Consider the following 21,759-nt stretch of genomic DNA (forward strand, 5'->3'; position numbering starts at 1 on the left):
ATGATCGATTTCAAGGGATCGCTGCCCGCATGGGACGAGGGAGCCCAAAGTACGGTTGAGACGCCAGACTTGGACTCCCTCGCCACCGCACCGTACGTGAAGACCGACGACCTGCTGAAGGGACTCACCGCATCTCGCGCCGTGGCGGCCACCCGTGGGGATCGCTCCACGACTCACCGATGCCGAGCTGGTCACGCTCGCGATGATGCAGGCCATGCTCGGCTTCACCTCCGAGGCGAAGTGGCTTCGCCACAGCCGCGCTCACTTGCGGCATCTCTTTCCCTACCTGCCGCAGCAGCCCGGCTACAACAAACGGCTGCGCAAGGCCACCGGGCTCCTGCGGCAAGTCACCCGCTTCCTCGCCTCCTCCACCTCCGCATGGAGCGACGACGTCTGGGTCGTCGGCTCCACACCGGTGGAGTGCGGCCGCTCACGCGAGACCGTCAAACCCTCCGACCTGGCCGGATGGGCCGAATACGGGTACTGCGCCAGCCACAGCCGGTTCTTCTGGGGCCTGCGCCTGCACCTGGTCTGCACCCTCCAGGGCCTGCCCATCGCCTTCGCCCTGACCGGAGCCAAAGCCGACGAACGCGAGACACTCCTCGCCCTCCTGGCCGCCAACTCCGACCTCCTGGCCCGCCGTCCCGGCCAGACCCTGATCGGCGACAAGAACTACTTCGGCCGCACCTTCGAACACAACTCGCCGAGCAATCAGTCCAGTTGCTACGGCCGGCCCGCAAAGCCGAACGCGAGCGGCCGGGTGCCCACCTGTTCAAACCCCTACGCCAGGTCATCGAGTCGATCAACGAGACATTCAAGGGACAGCTCGACCTCGAACGGCACCGAGACCGCACACCCGGCGGCGTCATCGTCCGTGTCATGCAGCGCATACTCGCGCTGACCGCCGCGATCTGACACAACGACGCCACCGAGCAGCAAGTCCTACGATCCCTCACCGCCTACGATCACTGACCCCTTGGAATTGATCATCTAGAGGGCACACGCCTGGCTGTCGACCTGCTGGTTGGCGGTGCGGCCCTGGGTGATGTCCTGACGGATCTCGTCGGCAGTCAGCGCGTAGCCGGTGTTCGGGTCGTCGAGCGACTTGGCGAAGACGACTCCGTACACCTTGCCGTCGGGGGTCAGCAGCGGTCCGCCCGAGTTGCCCTGACGGACCGTCGTGAAGAGCGAGTACACATCGCGGCGGACGGTGCCCCGGTGGTAGATGTCCGGGCCGCTGGCGTCGATACGGGCGCGGACCCGCGCGGCGCGTACGTCGTACGCGCCGTTCTCCGGGAAGCCCGCGACGATCGCGCTCTTCCCGGTCTCGGCGTCGTGGTCGGTGTCGGCGAACCGGAGCGGTGTCGCGTCGAGATCCGGGACGTCGAGTACGGCGATGTCGCGCCGCCAGTCGTAGAGGACGACCTTCGCGTCGTACAGCCGTCCCTGGCCGCCGATCTGGACGGTCGGCTCGTCGACGCCACCGACGACGTGGGCGTTGGTCATCACCCGGCGGTCGGAGAAGACGAAGCCGGTGCCCTCGAGGACCTTGCCGCAGCTCGGAGCCGTACCGACGACCTTGACGATGGACTGCTTGGCGCGGGCGGCGACCGGGCTGCCCGCCAGGGCCGGGTCGGGAGCCCTGACTTCGGTGATCGGCTCATTGGCGAACGGGCTGAAGACCTGCGGGAAGCCGTTCTGCGCGAGGACCGAGGAGAAGTCCGCGAACCAGGTGGACGCCTGGGGCGGCATCACCCGGGAGATGCCGAGCAGGACCGAGGAGCTGCGCACCTCCTTGCCCAGCGTCGGCAACGAGGTGCCGGCCAGCGCGGAGCCGATCAGCCAGGACACCAGCAGCATCGCCACGACGTTGACGAGTGCGCCGCCGGTCGCGTCGACGGCACGCGCGGGAGACCACGTGATGTACCGGCGGAGCTTGTTCCCCAGGTGGGTGGTGAAGGCCTGGCCCACCGAGGCGCAGACGATCACGATGACGACCGCGACGATGGCGGCCGTCGAGGAGACCTCGGAGCCGTCCGTCACCTGGTCCCACAGGATCGGCAGCAGATAGACGGCGATGAGACCGCCGCCCAGGAACCCGATCACCGACAGAATGCCGACGACGAACCCCTGGCGGTATCCGATGACCGCGAACCACACGGCGCCGAGCAGCAGCAGGATGTCCAGCACGTTCACCGTCGATAGCCTCACAGATTCGTCACCGGGCCCGTACGTCTCTCTGGGTCCGGGCGAGCCCGGAACAGCGGAGCACGGGAGTCAGCCTGTCATGCGCGCCAGTCGAGTGGCACCTGCTTGGCCCTGTCCCAGGGGCGCTCCCAGCCCGCGAAGTGCAGAATCCGGTCGATCACTCCGGCCGTGAACCCCCATACGAGCGCGGATTCGACCATAAATGCCGGGCCGCGGTGACCGCTGGGGTGGACGGCCGTCGCCCGGTTGGCCGGGTCCGTGAGATCCGCCACGGGAACCGTGAAGACCCGCGCGGTCTCACCCGGGTCGACGACTCCGACCGGGCTGGGTGAACGCCACCAGCCGAGGACCGGAGTCACCACGAAGCTGCTCACGGGGATGTAGAGCCGGGGCAGCACGCCGAAGAGCTGCACACCGTGCGGATCGAGGCCGGTCTCCTCCTCCGCCTCCCGCAGCGCGGCCCTGAGCGGACCCGTCGTCGCCCGGTCGCCGTCCTCGGGGTCCAGGGAGCCGCCGGGAAAGGAGGGTTGCCCGGGGTGCGAGCGCAGGCTCCCGGCACGCTCCATCAGGAGCAACTCGGGCCCCCGCGCGCCCTCGCCGAACAGGACGAGCACGGCCGACTGCCGTCCCGCTCCGCTCTCGGGCGGCAGGAAACGGCTGAGCTGCTGCGGCTCGACGGTGCGCGCGGCGTGCGCGACGGGGTCCAGCCAGCCGGGCAGACCCTCGGTGGTGACGGTGATCGAGGCGTCACGGCCGCCACCCGCCCCGGGCTCGGACGACCCGGCGGCGGCCACCGCGTCCGTACCGTGTTCATGCGTCTTCATGGGCACCCCTCGTCTCACAACGCCTGTCATCACGCATTTCGTTCCGGAGCGGCGCCCCGGGTCAGCCGGCGCCCAAGGCGGGGGCGGGTTCGCCCGGGTACTCCGGCGGCGGGCTCAGCCGCTGGCCCGGCCGGCCCCCCATTTCGTACTTCAGAAGCTTCCGGGCCTTCTCGGGGTCCGTCTCGCCCTCTCCGTACGAGGGACAGAGCGGGGCGATCGGACAGGCACCGCAGGCGGGTTTGCGGGCGTGACAGATGCGACGCCCGTGGAAGACGACACGGTGCGAGAGCATCGTCCACTCGCTCTTGGGGAAGATCGCCGCGATCTCCTCCTCGACTTTCTCCGGATCCTCCTGCTCGGTCCACTTCCAGCGGCGCACCAGCCGTCCGAAATGGGTGTCGACCGTGATGCCCGGCACTCCGAAGGCGTTGCCGAGCACGACGTTGGCGGTCTTGCGGCCGACTCCCGGCAACGTCACGAGGTCCTCGAGGCGTCCGGGCACCTCGCCGCCGAAGTTGTCCCGAAGGGCGGCGGAGAGGCCCAGCAGCGACTTGGTCTTGGCGCGGAAGAAGCCGGTCGGCCGAATGATCTCTTCCATTTCCTCCGGGACGGCCGCGGCCATGTCCTCGGGGGTGGGGTAGGCGGCGAAGAGCGCGGGGGTCGTCTGGTTGACCCTCAGATCGGTGGTCTGGGCGGAGAGGACCGTGGCGACGAGGAGTTCGAAGGGGTTCCTGAAGTCCAGCTCCGGGTGGGCATAGGGGTAGAGCTCGGCGAGCTCACGGTTGATCCGGCGGGCCCTGCGGACCATGGCCAGGTGTGATTCCGGCTTGGCCTTGGATTTCGGCTTCGCCGTCGGCTTGGTCGTTGGTGTCGGCTTGGCCTTCGGCGTCAGCCTGGCCTTCGACTTCGAGCCGGTACGGGATCCGGTGCCGGTGCCGGAGCCGGTGCCGGGGCCTGCGCCATCCGACGGTTCCACCGACCCCACCCGTTCCGCCGACCCCACCCGTTTCATGCGCCCCGCCGAGCTTTTTGTCGCATTTTTCGGCTCACTCGCACCCTGTTCGCCCACAGCGGAATTACGGCCTTCCGACACCCCATCAGCCCCCTTGGCCTGCACTCTCACCGGCGTTCCGGACACCCGGCCAGCCTAGAGCCAGCCGCTGACATCCGCCCCGGTCACCGACGATCCATCCCCAATCGGCCCCCTGCCGTACGTTCGGGCACGTGCGTGCGTCAAACTGGTTTGTGATTGATCGCACTGTTTTACCGTCCGGCATGATGGGGACCACGGTTCCCTGAACAGGCCGACAAGGAGAGAACTCGTGGACGACGTTCTGCGGCGCGCCCCGCTTTTCGCGGCGCTCGATGACGAGCAGGCCGCGGAGCTCCGCGCCTCGATGAGTGAGGTGACCCTCGCGCGCGGCGACGCGCTGTTCCACGAGGGTGACCCGGGCGACCGCCTCTATGTGGTCACCGAGGGCAAGGTGAAGCTCCACCGCACCTCCCCCGACGGACGCGAGAACATGCTGGCGGTCCTCGGCCCCGGCGAACTGATCGGTGAGCTGTCGCTCTTCGACCCGGGCCCGCGCACCGCCACCGCGACGGCGCTGACCGAGGTGAAGCTCCTCGGCCTCGGCCACGGCGACCTCCAGCCCTGGCTGAACGCCCGCCCCGAGGTGGCCACGGCCCTGCTGCGCGCCGTCGCCCGGCGCCTGCGCAAGACCAACGACCAGATGTCCGACCTGGTCTTCTCCGACGTGCCGGGCCGTGTCGCCCGTGCGCTCCTCGACCTGTCGCGCCGCTTCGGCGTGCAGTCCGAGGAAGGCATCCACGTCGTGCACGACCTGACCCAGGAGGAGCTGGCCCAGTTGGTCGGTGCCTCCCGCGAGACGGTCAACAAGGCCCTCGCCGACTTCGCGGGCCGCGGCTGGCTGCGGCTGGAGGCGCGTGCGGTGATCCTGCTCGACGTGGAGCGGCTGGCCAAGCGGTCCCGCTGACCCGGCGTACACAGCATCCGAGGGGCCCCGCCGACACGGCGGGGCCCCTCGCGCGTGGGGGCCGTGGCACGGGTCCCCGGCACCTTCCGGCCGGCCTCGGACCGCGCCGACCTCGGATCAGGCGGACCTCGGATCAGGCCGGCCCCGGATCAAGCCATGCCTCAGATCACACTGTGCCTCAGATCAGGCCGCGCATCAGATCAAGCCGCGCATCAGATCAAGCCGTGCTCCTCCAGATACTCCAGCTGCGCCAGGACCGAGAGTTCCGCCGCCGGCCACAGGGACCGGTCCACGTCCGCGTACACGTGCGCCACCACCTCCGACGACGTCCGGTACCCGGCCTCCACGGCCGTCTCCACCTGGGCCAGCCGGTTCGCGCGGTGGGCCAGGTAGAACTCGACCGCGCCCTGCGCGTCGTCCAGCACCGGGCCGTGCCCCGGCAGCACCGTGTGCACCCCGTCGTCGACCGTCAGCGAACGCAGCCGCCGCAGCGAGTCGAGGTAGTCCCCCAGCCGCCCGTCCGGGTGCGCGATCAGCGTCGTGCCGCGGCCGAGGATCGTGTCCCCCGTCAGCACCGCGCTGTCGGCCGGCAGATGGAACGAGAGCGAATCCTCGGTGTGGCCCGGGGTCGGCACCACGTACATCTCGAGCCCGCCGGTCGTGATCACGTCGCCCGTGCCCAGGCCTTCGTCGCCGAGGCGCAGCCGGGGGTCGAGGGCGCGCACCTTCGTACGGGTCAGCTCGGCGAACCGGGCCGCGCCCTCGGCGTGGTCGGGGTGGCCGTGGGTGAGGAGTGTGAGCGCGATCCGGCGGCCCGCCCGCTCGGCTGTGTCGATGACGGCCCGCAGATGGACGTCGTCCAGTGGGCCCGGGTCGATGACCACCGCGAGATCGGAGTCCGGCTCGGCGACGATCCAGGTGTTGGTGCCGTCCAGCGTCATGGGCGACGCGTTGGGCGCGAGGACGTTGACCGTACGGGTGGTGGCCGGGCCGGACAGCACCCCGCCGCGCGGCTGTCCGGGCAGCGCTGCCGCGTCGCTCATGCCGCCCCGCCCGCGCCGCCGGCCGGGATGTGTTTGGTGAACTCCTCGTGCCCCGGCCAGCTCAGCACCAGCTCGTCGCCCTCCAGCCGCGCCTGTGCGAGTACGGGGGTGAGGTCCTGGGACGACGCCGCCTTCAGCGCCTGCGCGGCGGTGGCGTACGCCCTGAGCCCGCGCAGCGTCGAGACGGTCGGCGGCATCATCAGCAGCTCGCCGCGGTCGTAGCCGTCGGCCGCCTCTCCGGGTTCCGTCCATACGGTGCGGTCGGCCTCCGTGGAGGCGTTGCGGGTGCGCTGACCCGTGGGGAGTGCGGCCACGAAGAACCAGGTGTCGTAGCGGCGGGGTTCGAACTCCGGAGTGATCCAGCGCGCCCACGCGCCGAGCAGGTCCGAGCGCAGGACCAGCCCGCGCCGCCGCAGGAACTCGGCGAACGACAGTTCCCGCGCGACCAGCGCCTCGCGATCGGCCTCCCAGTCCGCACCGGTGGTGTCCGTGACGACGGTGTCCGCGGTCGGGCCCGCGAGCAGGACGCCCGCCTCCTCGTACGTCTCACGCACCGCCGCGCAGACGATCGCCTGCGCCTCGGCCGGCGTGGCGACACCGAGCCGTTCCGCCCAGCTCTCCAGCGCCGGTCCGGCCCAGCCGACGAGCCGCTCGTCGTCGCGCGGGTCGACCCCGCCACCCGGATAGGCGTACGCCCCTCCGGCAAAGGCCATCGAGGTGCGCCGGCGCAGCATGTGGACGGCGGGTCCGCCCCCGGTACCCGCGGCGGCGTCCCGGAGCAGCATCACGGTGGCGGCCCGTCGGGGGGTCGCGGCCGTCAGTTCGCCGGTGGCGAGGGCCCGGATCCGGTCGGGCCATTCGGGTGGGTACCACTGACCATTGGACATGGCCGGAGGCTATCCGGAACCGCGACGATGTTCGAGGGGTCGGTGATCCGTACATGCCCGGTGCACAGATGCCCTGGTCCGGCACCGAGAAGATGCCGGTACGGCGGACAGAAGATCCCGCCCAGTCGTCGTGACCGGACGGGATCGACGGGATCAGAGGGAATCAAGAGGACTCAGGAGGAGTCGGCCGCGAAACGCCGGCTCAGGCTCCGGTCAGCTCGACCTGGACCTCGACCTCGACCGGTGCGTCCAGTGGCAGCACCGCGACGCCCACGGCGCTGCGGGCGTGCACACCCTTGTCGCCGAGCACCGCACCGAGCAGCTCGCTCGCGCCGTTGATCACGGCGGGCTGGCCGGTGAAGTCGGTGGCCGAGGCGACGAAGCCGACGACCTTCACGACGCGCGCGATCCGGTCCAGGTCGCCCGCGACGGACTTCACCGCGGCGAGCGCGTTGAGCGCGCAGATCCTCGCCAGCTCCTTGGCCTCGTCGGGCGTGACCTCCGCGCCGACCTTGCCGGTGACGGCGAGCTTGCCGTCCACCATCGGCAGCTGGCCCGAGGTGTACACGTACACCCCGGACTGCACGGCCGGCTGGTACGAGGCCAGCGGCGGCACGACGTCGGGCAGGACCAGCCCGAGCTCGACGAGCCTCGCCTCGACGACGCCCGCCACTACTGCTTCTCCCGCTTCAGGTAGGCCACGAGCTGCTCGGGGTTGTTCGGGCCGGGAACGACCTGGACCAGCTCCCAGCCGTCCTCGCCCCAGGTGTCCAGAATCTGCTTGGTCGCGTGCACGAGAAGGGGAACAGTCACGTATTCCCATTTACGCTGGCAAGATGCCGTCATGATCACTCCGCAGGTGGTAACAGGTATGGATCTCCACGTAGCAGCCTACGGCCGACCGTCATACGGCCGGCTCAGCGGCAGCGGGGCCGGCCCGGCATCCCAGCGCGGGGCCAACCATGCGCGGTACGAACTGTTCGCTGCGGAGACCGCCCGCGACGGCCGCGAGGCCAAGTGGTGCGGCCACTACGAGGACGTGGGCACGAGCGCGTTCGGCGGGGAGGAGCGCCCCGGCTTCGAACGCCTGCTGAGCGACTGCCGCACGGGCCGCATCAATGTGATCATCGTCTACGACCTCAGCTGCCTGTCAGGGCTCGAACCGTCCGAATCCCTCGGCATCGTGAACGAACTCCTCGGACTCGGGGCAACGATCATCAGCACGACCGAGGGCGTGTTCCGGCAGGGCGACATCATGGATCTGATCCGCCTGATCTTCCGGCTGGACGGGTCCTGCCGGAAGAGCGAGAACAAGAGCGCTGCCGTGCGCGATGCCGTGAAGCAGGCGCGGGCCCTGGGTGGCTATGTGGGCGGGAAGGCACCGTACGGCCGCAAACTGCGTCCGGTGACCCGCCACAACGCCGACGGCGAGCCCATCGCCATTCAGGTTCTGGATACCGAGCCCGACCAGGCCGAGATCATTCAGCGGGTGTGGTGGATCATCCGCGAGAACAAGTCCCGGGCCGTCGCCGCCGGGCCCACGGGGAGGACCGTTCCCGGTTCGCTGGGAAGCATCGTCACGCAGCTCAACGCCGACGGCGTGCCGACGCAGGGCAGCATGCGGGGCAAGAAGACCAAGGGGGGTGCCTGGCACATCAAGACGCTTTCCGGAATGCTGCGGCACCCGCAGTTGGCAGGCTTCGCGAGCGAGCCGATCCATGAGCCGCAGAAGACCGACCGGGCCAAGCTGCGGGTGGTCGGTCACCGCATCCTGCGCGCCGAGGACGGCACCCCGATCCAGGCATGGGAACCGATCATCGAGCCGGGCGACTGGTTCGAGTTGCAGGAGTGGCTGGACAGCCGCCCCAAGCGCAAGTTCGAGAACCGGACCACGGCGCTGCTGACGTCCATGAAGGTCCTGTACTGCGCGTCCGGTTGCACCCGTCCGCTGTCGGCCAACAACGCCGCCCGGCCGGTGGGCGGTTCGTACTTCTGCTCTCGCCCGAAAGGCGTCAAACCGAAGCCCGGGGAGCACGAGGGCGGCTCGTACATCACCCGCGTCGGTGTGGACGATCTCGTCGCACGCCGGATCTTCGCTCTGATCGCAGCGGGCGGGGAGGACCCCGAGACGGGCGACGTGCTGACCGCGGCAGCACAGCGGTACGGAGAGGCCAACGAGAGCCCGGAGACGGCCCAGGAACGACGCACGGTGGCTCGGGAGCGGGCCGATGCCACGCGGTCCCTGGAACAGCTCTACGACGACGCCGTTTTGTACCGGGGCGACGAGATCGGCCGGTCCCGTTGGCAGCGTGACGTGAGACAGCAGCAGAAGCGGCTGGCCGGATGCGACGCCCGCATGGCCGAACTCGGAGAGACGGAAATTCCGCCGTTGCCTGTCGCGTCGTGGCTGGACCAGGACAGCGGCTGGACCGGCGACCCGATCGGCCCCGGCACCTGGTGGGCGAAAGCCTCGCTGAGCGACCGGCGCGACCTGGTCAAGCTGTTCGTCGAGCGGGTGGAGATCCGCAAGGCGCGTGACGACGAGAAGAGCCGGGGGAACAAGGCCGAGCCGGTTGTGGAGCCCCGCGTGACCATCACGTGGGCCAAGCCCGCAGAGCGAAAGCGGGAAGCCGTCGCATAGGCGACGCAGCGACTGCGGCCCTCGTGGGTGCGGCCGCAAGCGCCCCTGCGCGGTCCGTCCCGGCGGAGACGCGGAGCCGGGTTCCCGCTCCTTCCGCCGGGTTCCCGCCCGTTCCGTGGTCCCGTCGGTGCGAGGCGGTGGGAGCGGGCGGGGCGGCCCCGTCCGCTGCCACCCCGCTCATGCCACGCCATATGAGGTAACTAACATATATTCCCACTTGGTCATGACCCGACGGCGATGCCCGTGCGATCCACGGGACGCGCAGCCTCGTGCGTAGCCTGCGGTGTGACTGGTTAGGCTCGAATACGTGAGCAGGTTCCAGGTCGTCAGCGGCAAGGGCGGTACCGGTAAGACCACGGTTGCCGCCGCCCTCGCGCTCGCCCTCGCGACCGAGGGCAGGCGCACCCTCCTCGTCGAGGTCGAGGGCAGACAGGGCATCGCCCAGCTATTCGAGGCGGACTCCCTCCCCTACGAAGAGCGCAAGATCGCCGTCTCGCCGGGCGGCGGGGAGGTGTACGCCCTCGCGATCGACGCCGAGCGCGCCCTCCTCGACTACCTCCAGATGTTCTACAAACTCGGCAGCGCGGGCCGGGCGCTCAAGAAGCTCGGCGCGATCGACTTCGCCACCACGATCGCGCCCGGTGTCCGGGACGTACTGCTCACCGGCAAGGCGTGCGAAGCGGTGCGCCGAAAGGACAAGCAGAACCGGTTCGTCTACGACTACGTGATCATGGATGCGCCGCCGACCGGCCGCATCACCCGCTTCCTCAACGTGAACGACGAGGTGGCGGGGCTGGCCCGGATAGGCCCGATACACAACCAGGCCCAGGCCGTGATGCGCGTGCTGAAGTCCCCGGAGACCGCGGTCCATCTGGTGACCCTGCTGGAGGAGATGCCGGTCCAGGAGACCGCCGACGGCATCGCGGAGCTCCGGGCGGCCGAACTGCCGGTGGGCCGGGTGATCGTGAACATGGTGCGCCCGCATCTGCTGGACGAGGGAGCGCTGCGCACCGCCGCGGGCGGCCGCCGCAAGGAGATCGCCAAGACGCTGACCCGGGCCGGCGTGACCGGCGCCGCGGGGCTCGTGCGTCCGCTGGTCGAGCAGGCCGCCGAGCACGCCCAGCGGGTCGAGCTGGAGCGTGAGCAGCGCACCGTACTGGCGGGCCTCGGACTGCCGGGTTACGAACTCCCGCTGATCGGCGAGGGCATGGACCCGGCCGGGCTGTACGAGCTGGCGATGGAGCTCCGCGGACAGGGCGTGAGCGAAGGGGCGGCTGGACAAGGGGTGGGGTCATGACATCGGACAGAGACCGGGACAGGGCCGGAGCCGCGGGCGCCGAAGCGGATACCGGTGCGCAACGCGCGGACGCGGGCACCGACCCGGGAGGGCCCCCGGGCGCGGACGCCCCGCCGACCGCGACCGCCCCCGTCCTGGATACCGACGCCCTCCTCGACGACCCGGACATCCGGATCGTCGTGTGCTGCGGCTCGGGCGGAGTCGGCAAGACCACGACCGCCGCGGCGCTCGGCGTACGCGCGGCCGAGCGCGGCCGCAAGGTCGTCGTCCTCACCATCGACCCGGCCCGCAGGCTCGCCCAGTCCATGGGCATCGACTCGCTGGACAACATCCCCCGCCGGGTCAAGGGCATCGAGCCGCAGGGCACCGGTGAGCTGCACGCCATGATGCTCGACATGAAGCGGACCTTCGACGAGATCGTCGAGGCGCACGCGGACGGCGAGCGGGCCCGCGCGATTCTGGAGAACCCCTTCTACCAGTCGCTGTCGGCCGGCTTCGCGGGCACGCAGGAGTACATGGCGATGGAGAAGCTCGGTCAGCTGCGGGCGCGCGAGGAGTGGGACCTGATCGTCGTCGACACCCCGCCGTCACGTTCCGCGCTCGATTTCCTGGACGCGCCGAAGCGGCTCGGCTCGTTCCTGGACGGGAAGTTCATCAAGCTGCTGATGGCCCCGGCGAAAATGGGCGGCCGGGCCGGAATGAAGTTCCTCAACGTGGGCATGTCGATGATGACCGGGACGCTCGGCAAGCTGCTCGGCGGCCAGTTCCTGCGGGATGTGCAGACGTTCGTCGCCGCGATGGACACCATGTTCGGCGGATTCCGCACCCGCGCCGATGCCACGTACAAGCTTCTTCAGGCACCCGGCACGGCGTTCCTCGTCGTCGCGACGCCGGAGCGGGACGCGCTCCGTGAGGCTGCGTACTTCGTGGAGCGACTGGCCTCGGAGGACATGCCGCTGGCGGGTCTGGTCCTCAACCGGGTCCACGGCAGTGCGGCCGCCCGGCTCTCGGCCGAGCGCGCGCTGGCCGCCGCAGAAAATCTTGATGCGGCCGGCATTGTGGATCAGAGGGCCGGGAAGGCTGGACTTCGTGAGCCCGACGACTCCCCCGAGGCCGGGACCCCACAGACCACGGACACCGCTGGAGCCGCCACCCCCGACCCGTCCGAGCATGCCTCGGAGCACGAGCCCACCGACACACTCGATGTGACATTCGAGGCCACGCACGAGGCCACACCCGAAGCCGGAGCCCCGGCCGAAACCACGGACTCCGCACGGCCGTCCAACGGCGCCGGATCCGCCGAGCAGCAGCCCACCGGATCCGCCGAACAGCAACCCGCCGTCTCCGTAGAGCAGTTGACCGCAGGCCTGTTGCATCTGCACGCCGAAAGGATGCAGGTGGTCGCGCGCGAACAGCACACACGCGACCGCTTCACCGCGCTGCATCCCGAGGTGGCCGTGACCATGGTGGCCGCGCTGCCCGGAGACGTCCATGACCTCGCGGGGCTGCGAGCCATCGGGGACCGGCTCGCGACCGGTTCGGCCCCGGCCGGAGACGCGTAGTCACCCCGTATTCCGTCACCGCCTGCCGCGCGGAGCGCGTCACGTAACTGACTTCACGAGCCCGCGTCACGTAACCGACTTCACGAACCCACTTCGCGTAGCCCGCTTCACGAGCCGACTTCGCTTGGCCCGCTTCGCGTAGCCCACAACAGGACGCCCGTACCGCGCAGTCCGCCCCCCGGACCGGTCGGCCCGCCGCCCGGGGCTACCCCACGGCGGCGAACGTCTCGTGCAGTTCGTCGTCCTCCAGCCCGATCGCCACGGGCAGGATGCCCGTGGACCGCTCGTACTCGCTGCGTGCGGTCTCCAGCAGCCGGCGCCAGGACGTGACGGTCGGGCGCCTGCGCAGCAGTGCGCGGCGCTCCCGCTCCGTCATTCCGCCCCACACGCCGAACTCGACGCGATTGTCCAGCGCATCGGCCAGGCACTCGGTCCGCACCGGACATCCGGTGCACACCGCCTTGGCTCTGTTCTGCGCTGCCCCTTGTACGAACAGTTCATCCGGATCGGTAGTGCGGCAGGCTGCCTGCGCACTCCAGTCGGTTACCCAGCCCATCCCGGCGCCGTCCTCTCCCGAATCGAGGCTCCCCCACGGCGACAGCGGCATATTCACCGCTGCCAGTTGAGGACGTTACGGAAAGTGGCGACAGCACAACACCCCCTTCGGGCCCAATCTTGAATGGCCCGAACGGACTATGCGTATGCGGCAGATCACCCAGGGGAGTGAGGTGAGGACATGCACGACCATCCCGTCGGAATCGGGACAGATCACCTGGGTCACAACGGACGTTCGATGACACACGAGGCGATTTCGGGAGCGCCTGAACTCGTGGCCGGGTCATGCCCAGGGTCATGCAGGGGGGTTGATACGAAACCGGACTGCTGTGACAGTTGAGAGCAGCTTAGGCCAAGGCATATACGTGTGTCCGGCGAATGAGAACGTAGGCTGCCCCCATGCCAAAGAAGCGCTCGGGCGGGGGTCTCACGACGACCCAGCAGGCCGCCAAGTTCCTCGGTGTCGCCGCACTCTCCGGAGTGGTCCTGGCGGGCATCGCGCTGCCGGCCGCCGGAGCTCTGGGTCTCGCCGCCAAGGGAACGGTCGACGGATTCGACGAGATCCCGGCCAATCTGAAGACTCCGCCGCTGAGTCAGCGAACCACGATCCTGGACAACAAGGGCGGCCAGATCGCCACGGTCTACTCGCGTGACCGCACCGTGGTGCCGCTCAAGAGCATCTCCCCTTACATGCAGAAGGCGATCATCGCGATCGAGGACGCCCGCTTCTACGAGCACGGCGCGGTCGACCTCAAGGGCATCCTGCGCGCGATGAACCGCAATGTTCAGTCGGGCGGGACCGCGCAGGGCGCGTCGACCCTCACCCAGCAGTACGTGAAGAACGTCTTCGTCGAGGAGGCGGGCGACGACCCGGCCAAGGTCGCCGAGGCCACCCAGCAGACGCTCGGCCGCAAGGTGCAGGAGCTGAAGTACGCGATCCAGGTCGAGGAGGAGCTCGGCAAGAACAAGATCCTTGAGAACTACCTCAACATCACCTTCTTCGGGCAGCAGGCGTACGGCGTCGAAGCGGCCTCCCAGCGTTACTTCTCCACGTCGGCGAAGGACCTGAAGGTGGAGGAGGCGGCGCTGCTGGCCGGCATCGTGCAGTCGCCCAGCCGCTACGACCCCGTCAACGACATGCAGGAGGCGACCAAGCGTCGCAACACCGTGCTCCAGCGGATGGCCGATGTCGGTGACATCTCGCAGGACGAGGCGGCGAAGGCCAAAGCCACCCCGATCAAGCTGAAGGTCAAGCGGCCGCAGAACGGCTGCATCACCGCCGTCAGCGGCTCCGGCTTCTTCTGCGACTACGTACGGCAGATCGTCACGGGCGACCCCGCCTTCGGCAAGTCCGCGAAGGACCGAGCCAAGCTCTGGTCGGTCGGCGGGCTCACCATCAAGACGACTCTGGACCCCCGGTCGCAGGCCGCCTCCAACCAGGCCGCCACCTCACGGGTCAACAAGGACGACAAGATCGCCGACGCGGTCGTGCAGGTGAAGCCCGGCACCGGCCAGATCATGGCGATGGCCCAGTCCCGCCCCTACGGACTGGACCAGTCCAAGCACCAGACCGTGCTGAACCTCAGCGTCGACCACAAGATGGGCGGCAGCTACGCCGGCTTCCAGGTCGGGTCGACCTTCAAGCCGATCACCGCGGCGGCGGCACTGGAGAAGGGGATCAGTCCGGCGCAGAGCTTCACCTCGGACCACAAGATCTCGCTGCCCGGTGAAAGCTTCCGTACCTGTGACAACCAGCCGGCGGACAACCGTCCCTGGGAGGTGTCGAACGAGCTGGAGTCGGAGAAGGGCACCTTCGACATGACCAGCGCGCTGGGCAAGTCGATCAACACCTACTTCGCGAAGCTGGAGCAGAAAACCGGTCTCTGCGAGACCCTCTCGATGGCGAAGAAGATCGGCTACATACGCGGCAACAACAAGCCGCTGCAGCCGGTCGCCTCCACCACCCTCGGCGGCCAGGAGTCGACACCGCTGGCGATGGCCTCGGCGTACGCCACCTTCGCCAACCGCGGCAAGTACTGCTCCCCGATCGCGATCCTCTCGGTGACCAAGCCGGACGGCAAGCAGCTCGCCGTACCGAAGTCGCAGTGCACGCAGGCCATGAGCGAGCACACGGCGGACACCATCAACCAGATGCTCAAGGGCGTCGTGGAGGACGGCACCGGACAGCAGGCCGGTCTCAGCGACCGTGACAACGCGGGCAAGACCGGTACGACCGACGAGCGCAAGAACGCCTGGTTCGTCGGCTACACGCCGAACCTGTCCACGGCGGTGTGGGTCGGCAGTGACGGCGCCAAGCAGCACCCGATGAGCAACATCACCATCGGCGGCCAGTACTACGAGGACGTCTGCGGTGGCTGCCTGCCCGGTCCGATCTGGAAGACGGCGATGACCGGCTCCCTGAACGCCTCCGAAACCCCGGCCTTCAATCCGGTCGACGTACCGCGGGCGAAGCCGAAGGAGGACAAGCGCCGGGACAAGGGCCGGGACAGGCGCAAGCCGGGCGACGACGACAAGCCCGGCGACGGCAGCCCCTTCCCCGGCATCAGCATTCCGCCGGACCTGATCGGCGGCAACAACGGCAACGCACGTGGTCAGGACAACGGCGAGACGCAGGGTCCCTGACCTGCCGCAGGTCCACAGACATGAAGGTGGGGCGCACCCGGTCCGGGTGCGCCCCACCTTCATGTCTCTGGACCTGCGGTCGTTCGTCTGCGCAGCCCTGCGGGCCTACCGGACCAACCCGGACCACCGACTTGCCGGACGACATGCCGGACGATCCCCCGGACGACATGCCGGACGATCTCCCGGACGACCTGCCAGGCTGCCCGATCAGACCGCCCGCCGAACGGCCTACCTGCCTGCCTGACCTACCTGCCTGCCTGCCGAACGGCCTGTCGGATGACGTCCGAGGCCCCGGCCCCGGCCTCAGCCCGCGAGAAGCTTCTTGACCTGGGCGGCCACCCGGCCGCCCTCCGCGCGCCCCGCGACCTTCGGGTTCACGATCTTCATCACGGCGCCCATCGCACGAGGCCCCTCGGCACCGCCGGCCTTCGCCTCCTCGACGGCGGACGCCACGATCGCGGCGAGCTCGTCGTCTCCCAGCTGCTGCGGGAGGTAGGCGTCGAGCAGCTCGCCCTCCTTCTTCTCCCGCTCGGCCTGCTCGGTCCGGCCGCCCTGGGAAAAGGCCTCGGCCGCCTCACGGCGCTTCTTCGCCTCCTTGGCGATCACCTTCTGCACCTCGTCGTCGGAGAGTTCGCGGGCCGACTTGCCGCTGACCTCCTCCTTGGTGATCGCGGTGAGGGTCAGCCGGAGCGTGGACGAGGTCAGCTCGTCGCGCGCCTTCATGGCCGTGGTGAGGTCTTCCTTGAGCTTTGACTTGAGCGTGGTCATGTGGTGATTGTGGCAGGTGCGGGGCGCTCGCCGCCCGCCGGTTTTCCTGTCGGCACGTCCTGTCTGCGACGATGGACGCATGCGCGCACGCTACGGAGTACCCCTGAAAATCACGGCGGTCACCGCCGCGGCCGGCGCCGTCGGCCTCGCCTACGCGGCCGGGTTCGAGGCCCGATCGTTCCGCCTTCGCAGGGTCACGATCCCCGTACTCCCGCACGGAGCACGGCCGTTGCGCGTCCTCCAGGTATCCGACATCCACATGGTGAGCGGTCAGCGCAAGAAGCGCACCTGGTTGCAGTCCCTGGCCGGACTGCGCCCGGACTTCGTCGTGAACACCGGCGACAACCTCTCCGACCCGGAGGCGGTACCGGAGCTGCTCGACGCACTCGGCCCGCTGATGGAGCTCCCGGGTGTGTACGTGTTCGGCTCCAACGACTACTACGGCCCGAAGCTCCGCAACCCCGCCCGCTACCTCTTCGAGAAGACCGCGGGCAAGCACGGACTCAACGGGAACGCCCCGGCGGTCGGCGTCGTCCACAACCCGTGGGAGCCGATGCGGGACGCCTTCGACGAGGCGGGCTGGCTGAACCTCTCCAACACGCGCGGCCGCCTCAAGCTCGACGGCCTGGAGCTCGCCTTCACCGGCCTCGACGACCCGCACATCAAGCGCGACCGCTACGCGAAGGTCTCGGGCGGCCCCGAGTCGGGCGCCGACCTCTCCATCGGCGTCGTCCACGCCCCCTACCTGCGCTCCCTGGACGCCTTCACCTCGGACGGCTACCCGCTGATCCTGGCCGGCCACACCCACGGCGGCCAGCTCTGCATCCCCTTCTACGGAGCCCTGGTCACCAACTGCGACCTGGACACGGACCGCGTGAAGGGCCTCTCCTCCCACTCCGTCAACGGCAACCGCGCCTACCTCCACGTCTCCGCGGGCTGCGGCACCAACCGCTACACCCCGGTCCGCTTCGCCTGCCCCCCTGAGGCAACACTGCTGACCCTGACGCCCCGGGACGCGTAACCCTCGTACATCCCCTTCGCCCGCACCCTTCTCGTATACCCCACTCCGGTACGCCGCACCCGCACCCCGATCGGCACAAAAACCGGATTTCGTCTCCGGCCGCCGGTGGGCTAAAGTAATCGATGTCGCCGGGCAACCGACGACGATCGGGGTGTAGCGCAGCTTGGCAGCGCGCTTCGTTCGGGACGAAGAGGTCGTGGGTTCAAATCCCGCCACCCCGACAGCCGTAAGACCAGGTCAGGGGCCTGATCCACTTAGTGGATCGGGCCCCTGAGTGGTTTCCGGGGGCGTCTTGGGAGCCGTTTGGGAGCCGACTTCGGAATGCGACTCCCAGGGAGTCGCCGGTGAGTCGGCCGAGCAGACCTCGTCAATGCCCTACAGGCGATTGCCCAACAGAGCCTCCCCGCAGTCAAGCAGCCGACTCCATCCGTGCGATTTTCCGATACAGGTTGTGCTGAAGCGAGCACACACGGTACTACCGCGCCATGCACCGTTGGTCGCCACTCAATGATCGCCAGCTGGTCCTGCTCACCCGCATCGGGGAGGGGACGGAACCTGTCACCTCGGACAGCCCGGAACTTGCCGCCACCGCGCACGCCCTCAAGGGGCGGGGCTTGATCATCATGCCGAAGCAGGGCGGAAGGTGGCAGGCGGACATCGCCAACGACGGACGTTTCTACTTGGAGCACGGGCACCACCCGGACCAGCCGGAGCGGACTCCACGCAGGCAGCGTTCGGCGGCCCCCAAGCTGACACCACAAGCTGGCCCTCCTAGCCGACAGGCAGCACCCTCGTCTACGGCTTCGAAGCCCTCGCGCCCCTCACCGGCCACAATTGGCTCGGCCCTGATCACCCAAGTGCAGGAGGCCGGCCGCTTCCTCCGCATCCCGAACCCGAGCGACGGGGAGCGGGCCCGCTACCGGCGAGCATTCGATGCTGCGCGGCAATGCGCCCCCGAGGGGTACCACCTCAAGCACACCGGGCGGGAGAGGGGTGATTTCGTTCTCGGCCTGCTCAGGATGACCGGCGAGGACGACACCGAGTGGAATCGGATTCGCCTGGCGCGCAGCCGTGTGATCACCGACGTTGAGGAGGTGGTCGCCGCGGTCACCGCAGACCACAGTGAACCGCCCCGTGTCAGGTGGAGACTCAATTTCATGAAAGGATCGAGTCATGGCACGACCTTCCCGATATCCGCTTGAGCTCCGCCGCCGTGCGGTGCGCATGGTCGCCGAGGTGCGCGACGACTACCCGAACGAGACGGCCGCTCTGCAGGCGGTGACCGAGAAGCTCGGCATCGGCTCCCGCGAGACGCTACGGAACTGGCTGAAGCAGCACGAGATCGACGCGGGCACGCGCCCGGGCACGACATCGGAGGAGTCCGCCCAGCTCAAGGCGTTGAAGAAGGAGAACGCCGAGCTCAAGCGGGCCAACGACATCCTGAAAGCCGCGGCGTCTTTCTTCGCGGCCGAGCTCGACCGGCCACACACACGCTCGTAGCGTTCATCGACGAGCACCGGGCCCGCTTCGGCGGCGTCGAGCCGATCTGCAGGACGCTCACCGAGCACGACTGCAAGATCGCCCCCTCCACCTATTACGCCCACCGCAAGCGACTCCGGGCCCCGTCCGCCCGCACTGTCCGCGACGCCGAGCTGAAGCCGCTCATCCAGCAGATCTTCGAGGCCAACTACCGTGTCTACGGGGCCAGGAAGGTCTGGCGCGAGCTGCACCGCCAAGGCCACATCGTGGCCCGGTGCACCGTCGAACGCCTCATGCGCGAACTCGGCGTCACCGGTGCCGTCCGCGGAAAGAAGATCATCACCACAATCCCGGACAGCTCCGTCGAGCGGGCACCGGATCTGCTGGACCGCAACTTCGTCGCGCCGGCCCCCAACCGCTGCTGGGTCGCGGACTTCACCCAGAACGCCGCGATGGCGACAGCGCCGCCGCACTGGTCCGTTACGCCGCCTGGCGACCGCCCTGGACCCTGCTGATCGCGCTCCGCTTCATCTGCTTACGCCGCGCCCTCTGCTACGCCTCAACTCTGCCACCCGCAGAAAATCCGCACCCCGCTTCTCGCCAGGTGCCGACCGCAGCGCCCCTGCGACACCCGACCGCCCACCACCCAAGCGGAGCCACCGAAGACCTGGGCCGTCTCACAGCGCGAATCGCAGCCCGCATCGACGCCTCCGACCATGCGGATGCCTGGAAGAACCTCGATATACGCGGCTTGCTGCGCGAAGCTCGGGCGCGCGCTGGGCGCCGCAGATGGCTGCTCCTCATCCCGTGCCTGCTCGCCCTCCCCTCCCTGGTCTTCCTCGGCATTGGCTCCTTCCACTCCCAAGCCGACCTCCAGCACTACATCTCCACCGGTCCGCGCCCGCGCATCCTGCTCTACTGCGCGATGGCGGCCCTGGCCTGGATCGCCTGCCTACTCGCCGCCCTGCTACGCACCTGGCGAGCTACGGCCGCCCAGCCCATCGGTGAGCACCTGGCCCTCCACCGCTTCCGCATCACCACCGCCCTCGGCTCCGCCACCACCGGCACGTACCTCCTCCGCCACGGCTTCGACAACGCCGACCCCACCGGCACTCTGACCCCTACCGCACACCTCCTGGAAGCCCTCAACCAAGCAGCATTCTGGATTGGCCTCCTGCTCCTCCTCATATCCCTTGCCGCCCTCTTCCCGCCAGGCGCCGGCCTAGCCATGGCGGGAGGCGGCGCCATGGCCGGAGGCATTGCCACGGCCGGGATCACCGCCGAAGCCGCCATGAACGCCGCCCTTCTGGGCAGTGCCGGGATCGTCCTCATGGCGGCGGGGAGTCAGGGAAGCGGCTGGGGCGAGACCACCTCATCTGGATCCAGCGGAAAGGGTTCTGGGTCAACTGGAAGAAGGGGGAAGTGGCGGGCGCGAGAAGATATCGAAGGCCCTGCTGCGGGGAAAGAGCTACGCTTTCCGCATTCTCGGCATACCGTCTCGGGTTCAGGCACCGGCACACCCAAAGCCAAGAACAGCGTCATCATGCGCGGCCATGAAGGAGAGGTCGCACAGGACATCGAGGGGATCGCTGCCGGGCGAGCAGCGTGGAACAAGAGCCTGTCGCGCTACGAGATAAATGGCCGTACGTACGGGATAGAAGAGAACGGCACGATATTTCCTACAGGCGGACCAAACATAGTCAATCTGAACCGAGTTGAGTACGGAGCCTTGAAGCAGATTGTCCGGGCTCGCGGCGACATTTCAGCAGCCCCACAGCTCGCAAGAGATCCAAATTTTGTGCGAAACCCGGAAGCCATCGAAAAGGCTTTGAAGATCTACAACGGGATCATTCCATGATGTATAATCTGCTGGTTGCCGGCGCGATGGAATCACGCATACTGGTATCCGTTCTGGCATCGTCCTTTGACGTGAGTGTCGCGGATGTGGATGTATCCGACTCCTTCGGTGATACCGACCTGAGGAACTGGGAAGCCGCCGTCTCATGCCAGTACAGCGCCCTTCGCGGGGACCTCTCTTGGGGGTTGGACATCTATGCGCAGGAGTTTGTTGCCGACCCTCCCTCGGAATCGGTGTTGGCTCAGCATGTAGCCGCAGCAACCGAACTGGTGGTCCTTTTCCCTGCCGAGTCGATGCCGCCAAGCGCCTACTGGGCAGCCACCCCCGAAGGAAACATCACGCGGGTACGCCTCTACGAATCCGACGAAGAAGCCCCCGTATATGTGGTTGATGCCGTGGAAATCCCGGTTCGGCAGCTGCCGAACGCAAAGGTGACGAGGATCCCGGAGGTTGTGCGGGAGTTGAGGATTCCCACTCCCATCACGGACAACTTCCGCGAGCAAATGCCCGCACATTTCCTGGCCCAGCGAGGCCCTGAATGGAAGTTCTCGGACGGTCTGGCAGCGTGGGAAATGCTCGTCGCCCACATGGCATCGGGGTGGGCCGGTTCGGGCTGGTGCCCCCCGGACATCTACCGGGAGCGGCTGGCCGCGCGAGACGGGCTGACTACCGTCCCTGACACCCTTCCCCCTCCCGCTGCGGCCGTACTCCGACAGGGGCTTCAGCAACTGGACAGCACCTACGCCCACCTCACCACGGAGGACCCGCAGGGCTCACTGATCGGACTGCTCCTGGGCACGGAGGCGCGTGGCAGGCAACTGGGCTGGTGGTGGCACCGGCGGCCCGAATCACTGCCCTGGTAATCGGCCACCGTACAACTGCCCTTGTTTAAGGGCAGTTCGACCAAAGGGGTACACGGTGGCCTTGTCCCAGCATGAGCTACTTCGCCCGCAGCAGTCGCTGCGTTCGACAGATG

Annotated in this window: 20 protein-coding genes, 1 tRNA gene and 1 pseudogene; 13 read left to right on the forward strand and 9 right to left on the reverse strand. The window is 68.5% G+C overall.

The annotated features are described in order from the left end of the window. A pseudogene (locus FHX80_RS12455) lies at positions 1-915 on the forward strand (IS982 family transposase). Between the two features lie 75 nt (positions 916-990). Here the strand turns inward: FHX80_RS12455 and FHX80_RS12460 are convergent. From FHX80_RS12460 to nth, 3 genes are all read right to left on the reverse strand, one after another. Next, positions 991-2,196, reverse strand: coding sequence for a MarP family serine protease (locus tag FHX80_RS12460; RefSeq protein ID WP_145764263.1), 1,206 nt, complete (start codon positions 2,194-2,196; stop codon positions 991-993). 89 nt (positions 2,197-2,285) lie between these two features. Beyond that, positions 2,286-3,032, reverse strand: a complete 747-nt coding sequence (locus FHX80_RS12465; protein ID WP_208764641.1) for an NUDIX hydrolase — start codon at positions 3,030-3,032, stop codon at positions 2,286-2,288. Between the two features lie 61 nt (positions 3,033-3,093). Continuing rightward, positions 3,094-4,008: an endonuclease III gene (gene nth / locus FHX80_RS12470; protein ID WP_341874016.1), complete on the reverse strand. Its 915-nt coding sequence runs from the start codon at positions 4,006-4,008 to the stop codon at positions 3,094-3,096. Positions 4,009-4,354: 346 nt separating this feature from the next. On the opposite strand from nth, the gene FHX80_RS12475 reads away from it, so the two are divergent. Further along, entirely contained in the window at positions 4,355-5,029 is a 675-nt protein-coding gene (locus FHX80_RS12475) for a Crp/Fnr family transcriptional regulator (RefSeq protein ID WP_014046869.1), read from the forward strand. 212 nt (positions 5,030-5,241) lie between these two features. Here the strand turns inward: FHX80_RS12475 and FHX80_RS12480 are convergent, their stop codons facing one another. The 4 genes from FHX80_RS12480 to sp36 all read right to left on the reverse strand — a co-directional run bounded on the left by FHX80_RS12480 (position 5,242) and on the right by sp36 (position 7,805). Further along, entirely contained in the window at positions 5,242-6,072 is an 831-nt protein-coding gene (locus FHX80_RS12480) for an MBL fold metallo-hydrolase (protein ID WP_145764264.1), read from the reverse strand. After that, on the reverse strand, positions 6,069-6,959 hold the full coding sequence (locus FHX80_RS12485) for an NUDIX hydrolase (RefSeq protein WP_145764265.1): 891 nt from the start codon (positions 6,957-6,959) through the stop codon (positions 6,069-6,071). The genes FHX80_RS12480 and FHX80_RS12485 overlap by 4 nt, the downstream gene beginning before the upstream one ends. A gap of 202 nt (positions 6,960-7,161) precedes the next feature. Beyond that, complete coding sequence (locus FHX80_RS12490) at positions 7,162-7,632, reverse strand: RidA family protein (RefSeq protein WP_145764266.1); 471 nt, start codon at positions 7,630-7,632, stop codon at positions 7,162-7,164. After that, complete coding sequence (gene sp36, locus FHX80_RS12495) at positions 7,632-7,805, reverse strand: Sp36 family protein (protein ID WP_145764267.1); 174 nt, start codon at positions 7,803-7,805, stop codon at positions 7,632-7,634. Before sp36 ends, FHX80_RS12490 begins: the two co-directional genes overlap by 1 nt. Before the next feature lie 25 nt (positions 7,806-7,830). On the opposite strand from sp36, the gene FHX80_RS12500 reads away from it, so the two are divergent. The 3 genes from FHX80_RS12500 to bagB all read left to right on the forward strand — a co-directional run bounded on the left by FHX80_RS12500 (position 7,831) and on the right by bagB (position 12,459). Then, positions 7,831-9,600, forward strand: coding sequence for a recombinase family protein (locus tag FHX80_RS12500; protein ID WP_167523509.1), 1,770 nt, complete (start codon positions 7,831-7,833; stop codon positions 9,598-9,600). 307 nt (positions 9,601-9,907) lie between these two features. Beyond that, positions 9,908-10,897 (forward strand): ATPase BagA, encoded by a 990-nt coding sequence (bagA, locus tag FHX80_RS12505; protein WP_145764269.1) that lies wholly within the window; start codon positions 9,908-9,910, stop codon positions 10,895-10,897. After that, on the forward strand, positions 10,894-12,459 hold the full coding sequence (bagB, locus tag FHX80_RS12510; protein WP_244318234.1) for an ATPase BagB: 1,566 nt from the start codon (positions 10,894-10,896) through the stop codon (positions 12,457-12,459). The genes bagA and bagB overlap by 4 nt, the downstream gene beginning before the upstream one ends. 205 nt (positions 12,460-12,664) lie before the next feature. On the opposite strand, the gene FHX80_RS12515 is transcribed toward bagB, so the two are convergent. Next, the gene (locus FHX80_RS12515; protein WP_018551136.1) at positions 12,665-13,015 is read right to left on the reverse strand and encodes a WhiB family transcriptional regulator; all 351 of its coding nucleotides are present in this window, start codon (positions 13,013-13,015) and stop codon (positions 12,665-12,667) included. Between the two features lie 398 nt (positions 13,016-13,413). Between FHX80_RS12515 and FHX80_RS12525 the strand changes: the two genes are divergently transcribed. Beyond that, positions 13,414-15,657, forward strand: coding sequence for a transglycosylase domain-containing protein (locus tag FHX80_RS12525; protein ID WP_145764270.1), 2,244 nt, complete (start codon positions 13,414-13,416; stop codon positions 15,655-15,657). Between the two features lie 303 nt (positions 15,658-15,960). On the opposite strand, the gene FHX80_RS12535 is transcribed toward FHX80_RS12525, so the two are convergent. After that, positions 15,961-16,425 (reverse strand): GatB/YqeY domain-containing protein, encoded by a 465-nt coding sequence (locus FHX80_RS12535; RefSeq protein ID WP_145764272.1) that lies wholly within the window; start codon positions 16,423-16,425, stop codon positions 15,961-15,963. 79 nt (positions 16,426-16,504) lie between these two features. Here FHX80_RS12535 and FHX80_RS12540 point away from each other — a divergent pair, with 79 nt between their 5' ends. The 7 genes from FHX80_RS12540 to FHX80_RS35170 all read left to right on the forward strand — a co-directional run bounded on the left by FHX80_RS12540 (position 16,505) and on the right by FHX80_RS35170 (position 21,646). Further along, positions 16,505-17,446 (forward strand): metallophosphoesterase, encoded by a 942-nt coding sequence (locus tag FHX80_RS12540; RefSeq protein WP_145764273.1) that lies wholly within the window; start codon positions 16,505-16,507, stop codon positions 17,444-17,446. 147 nt (positions 17,447-17,593) lie between these two features. Next, positions 17,594-17,667, forward strand: a tRNA-Pro gene (locus tag FHX80_RS12545). A 264-nt stretch (positions 17,668-17,931) separates the two neighbouring features. Then, positions 17,932-18,648, forward strand: coding sequence for a hypothetical protein (locus FHX80_RS12550; protein WP_244318235.1), 717 nt, complete (start codon positions 17,932-17,934; stop codon positions 18,646-18,648). Beyond that, positions 18,620-18,946 carry a transposase gene (locus tag FHX80_RS12555; RefSeq protein WP_145764274.1) on the forward strand — a complete coding sequence of 109 codons (327 nt, stop codon included), beginning with the start codon at positions 18,620-18,622 and terminating at the stop codon, positions 18,944-18,946. The genes FHX80_RS12550 and FHX80_RS12555 overlap by 29 nt, the downstream gene beginning before the upstream one ends. Before the next feature lie 152 nt (positions 18,947-19,098). Continuing rightward, a complete protein-coding gene (locus tag FHX80_RS34675) occupies positions 19,099-19,440 on the forward strand; it encodes an IS3 family transposase (protein ID WP_280118777.1) in 342 nt (113 codons plus the stop codon). A gap of 236 nt (positions 19,441-19,676) precedes the next feature. Beyond that, positions 19,677-20,783, forward strand: a complete 1,107-nt coding sequence (locus FHX80_RS12565; RefSeq protein WP_145764276.1) for a hypothetical protein — start codon at positions 19,677-19,679, stop codon at positions 20,781-20,783. Next, a complete protein-coding gene (locus FHX80_RS35170) occupies positions 20,783-21,646 on the forward strand; it encodes a hypothetical protein (protein WP_208764642.1) in 864 nt (287 codons plus the stop codon). Before FHX80_RS12565 ends, FHX80_RS35170 begins: the two co-directional genes overlap by 1 nt. The last annotated feature ends 113 nt before the right edge of the window (positions 21,647-21,759 follow it).

Source organism: Streptomyces brevispora (assembly GCF_007829885.1).
Classification (GTDB): Bacteria; Actinomycetota; Actinomycetes; order Streptomycetales; family Streptomycetaceae; genus Streptomyces; species Streptomyces brevispora.

Excerpts from the sequence above, each read along its gene's own strand:
- sp36 (WP_145764267.1), bottom strand. The coding sequence starts at position 7,805 with ATGACGGCATCTTGCCAGCGTAAATGGGAATACGTGACTGTTCCCCTT.
- FHX80_RS12480 (WP_145764264.1), bottom strand. The coding sequence starts at position 6,072 with ATGAGCGACGCGGCAGCGCTGCCCGGACAGCCGCGCGGCGGGGTGCTG.
- FHX80_RS12485 (WP_145764265.1), bottom strand. The coding sequence starts at position 6,959 with ATGTCCAATGGTCAGTGGTACCCACCCGAATGGCCCGACCGGATCCGG.
- FHX80_RS12525 (WP_145764270.1), top strand. The coding sequence starts at position 13,414 with ATGCCAAAGAAGCGCTCGGGCGGGGGTCTCACGACGACCCAGCAGGCC.
- FHX80_RS35170 (WP_208764642.1), top strand. The coding sequence starts at position 20,783 with ATGTATAATCTGCTGGTTGCCGGCGCGATGGAATCACGCATACTGGTA.
- FHX80_RS12555 (WP_145764274.1), top strand. The coding sequence starts at position 18,620 with ATGGCACGACCTTCCCGATATCCGCTTGAGCTCCGCCGCCGTGCGGTG.
- FHX80_RS12540 (WP_145764273.1), top strand. The coding sequence starts at position 16,505 with ATGCGCGCACGCTACGGAGTACCCCTGAAAATCACGGCGGTCACCGCC.
- FHX80_RS12515 (WP_018551136.1), bottom strand. The coding sequence starts at position 13,015 with ATGGGCTGGGTAACCGACTGGAGTGCGCAGGCAGCCTGCCGCACTACC.
- FHX80_RS12535 (WP_145764272.1), bottom strand. The coding sequence starts at position 16,425 with ATGACCACGCTCAAGTCAAAGCTCAAGGAAGACCTCACCACGGCCATG.
- FHX80_RS12500 (WP_167523509.1), top strand. The coding sequence starts at position 7,831 with ATGGATCTCCACGTAGCAGCCTACGGCCGACCGTCATACGGCCGGCTC.
- FHX80_RS12465 (WP_208764641.1), bottom strand. The coding sequence starts at position 3,032 with ATGAAGACGCATGAACACGGTACGGACGCGGTGGCCGCCGCCGGGTCG.
- FHX80_RS12550 (WP_244318235.1), top strand. The coding sequence starts at position 17,932 with ATGCACCGTTGGTCGCCACTCAATGATCGCCAGCTGGTCCTGCTCACC.
- bagB (WP_244318234.1), top strand. The coding sequence starts at position 10,894 with ATGACATCGGACAGAGACCGGGACAGGGCCGGAGCCGCGGGCGCCGAA.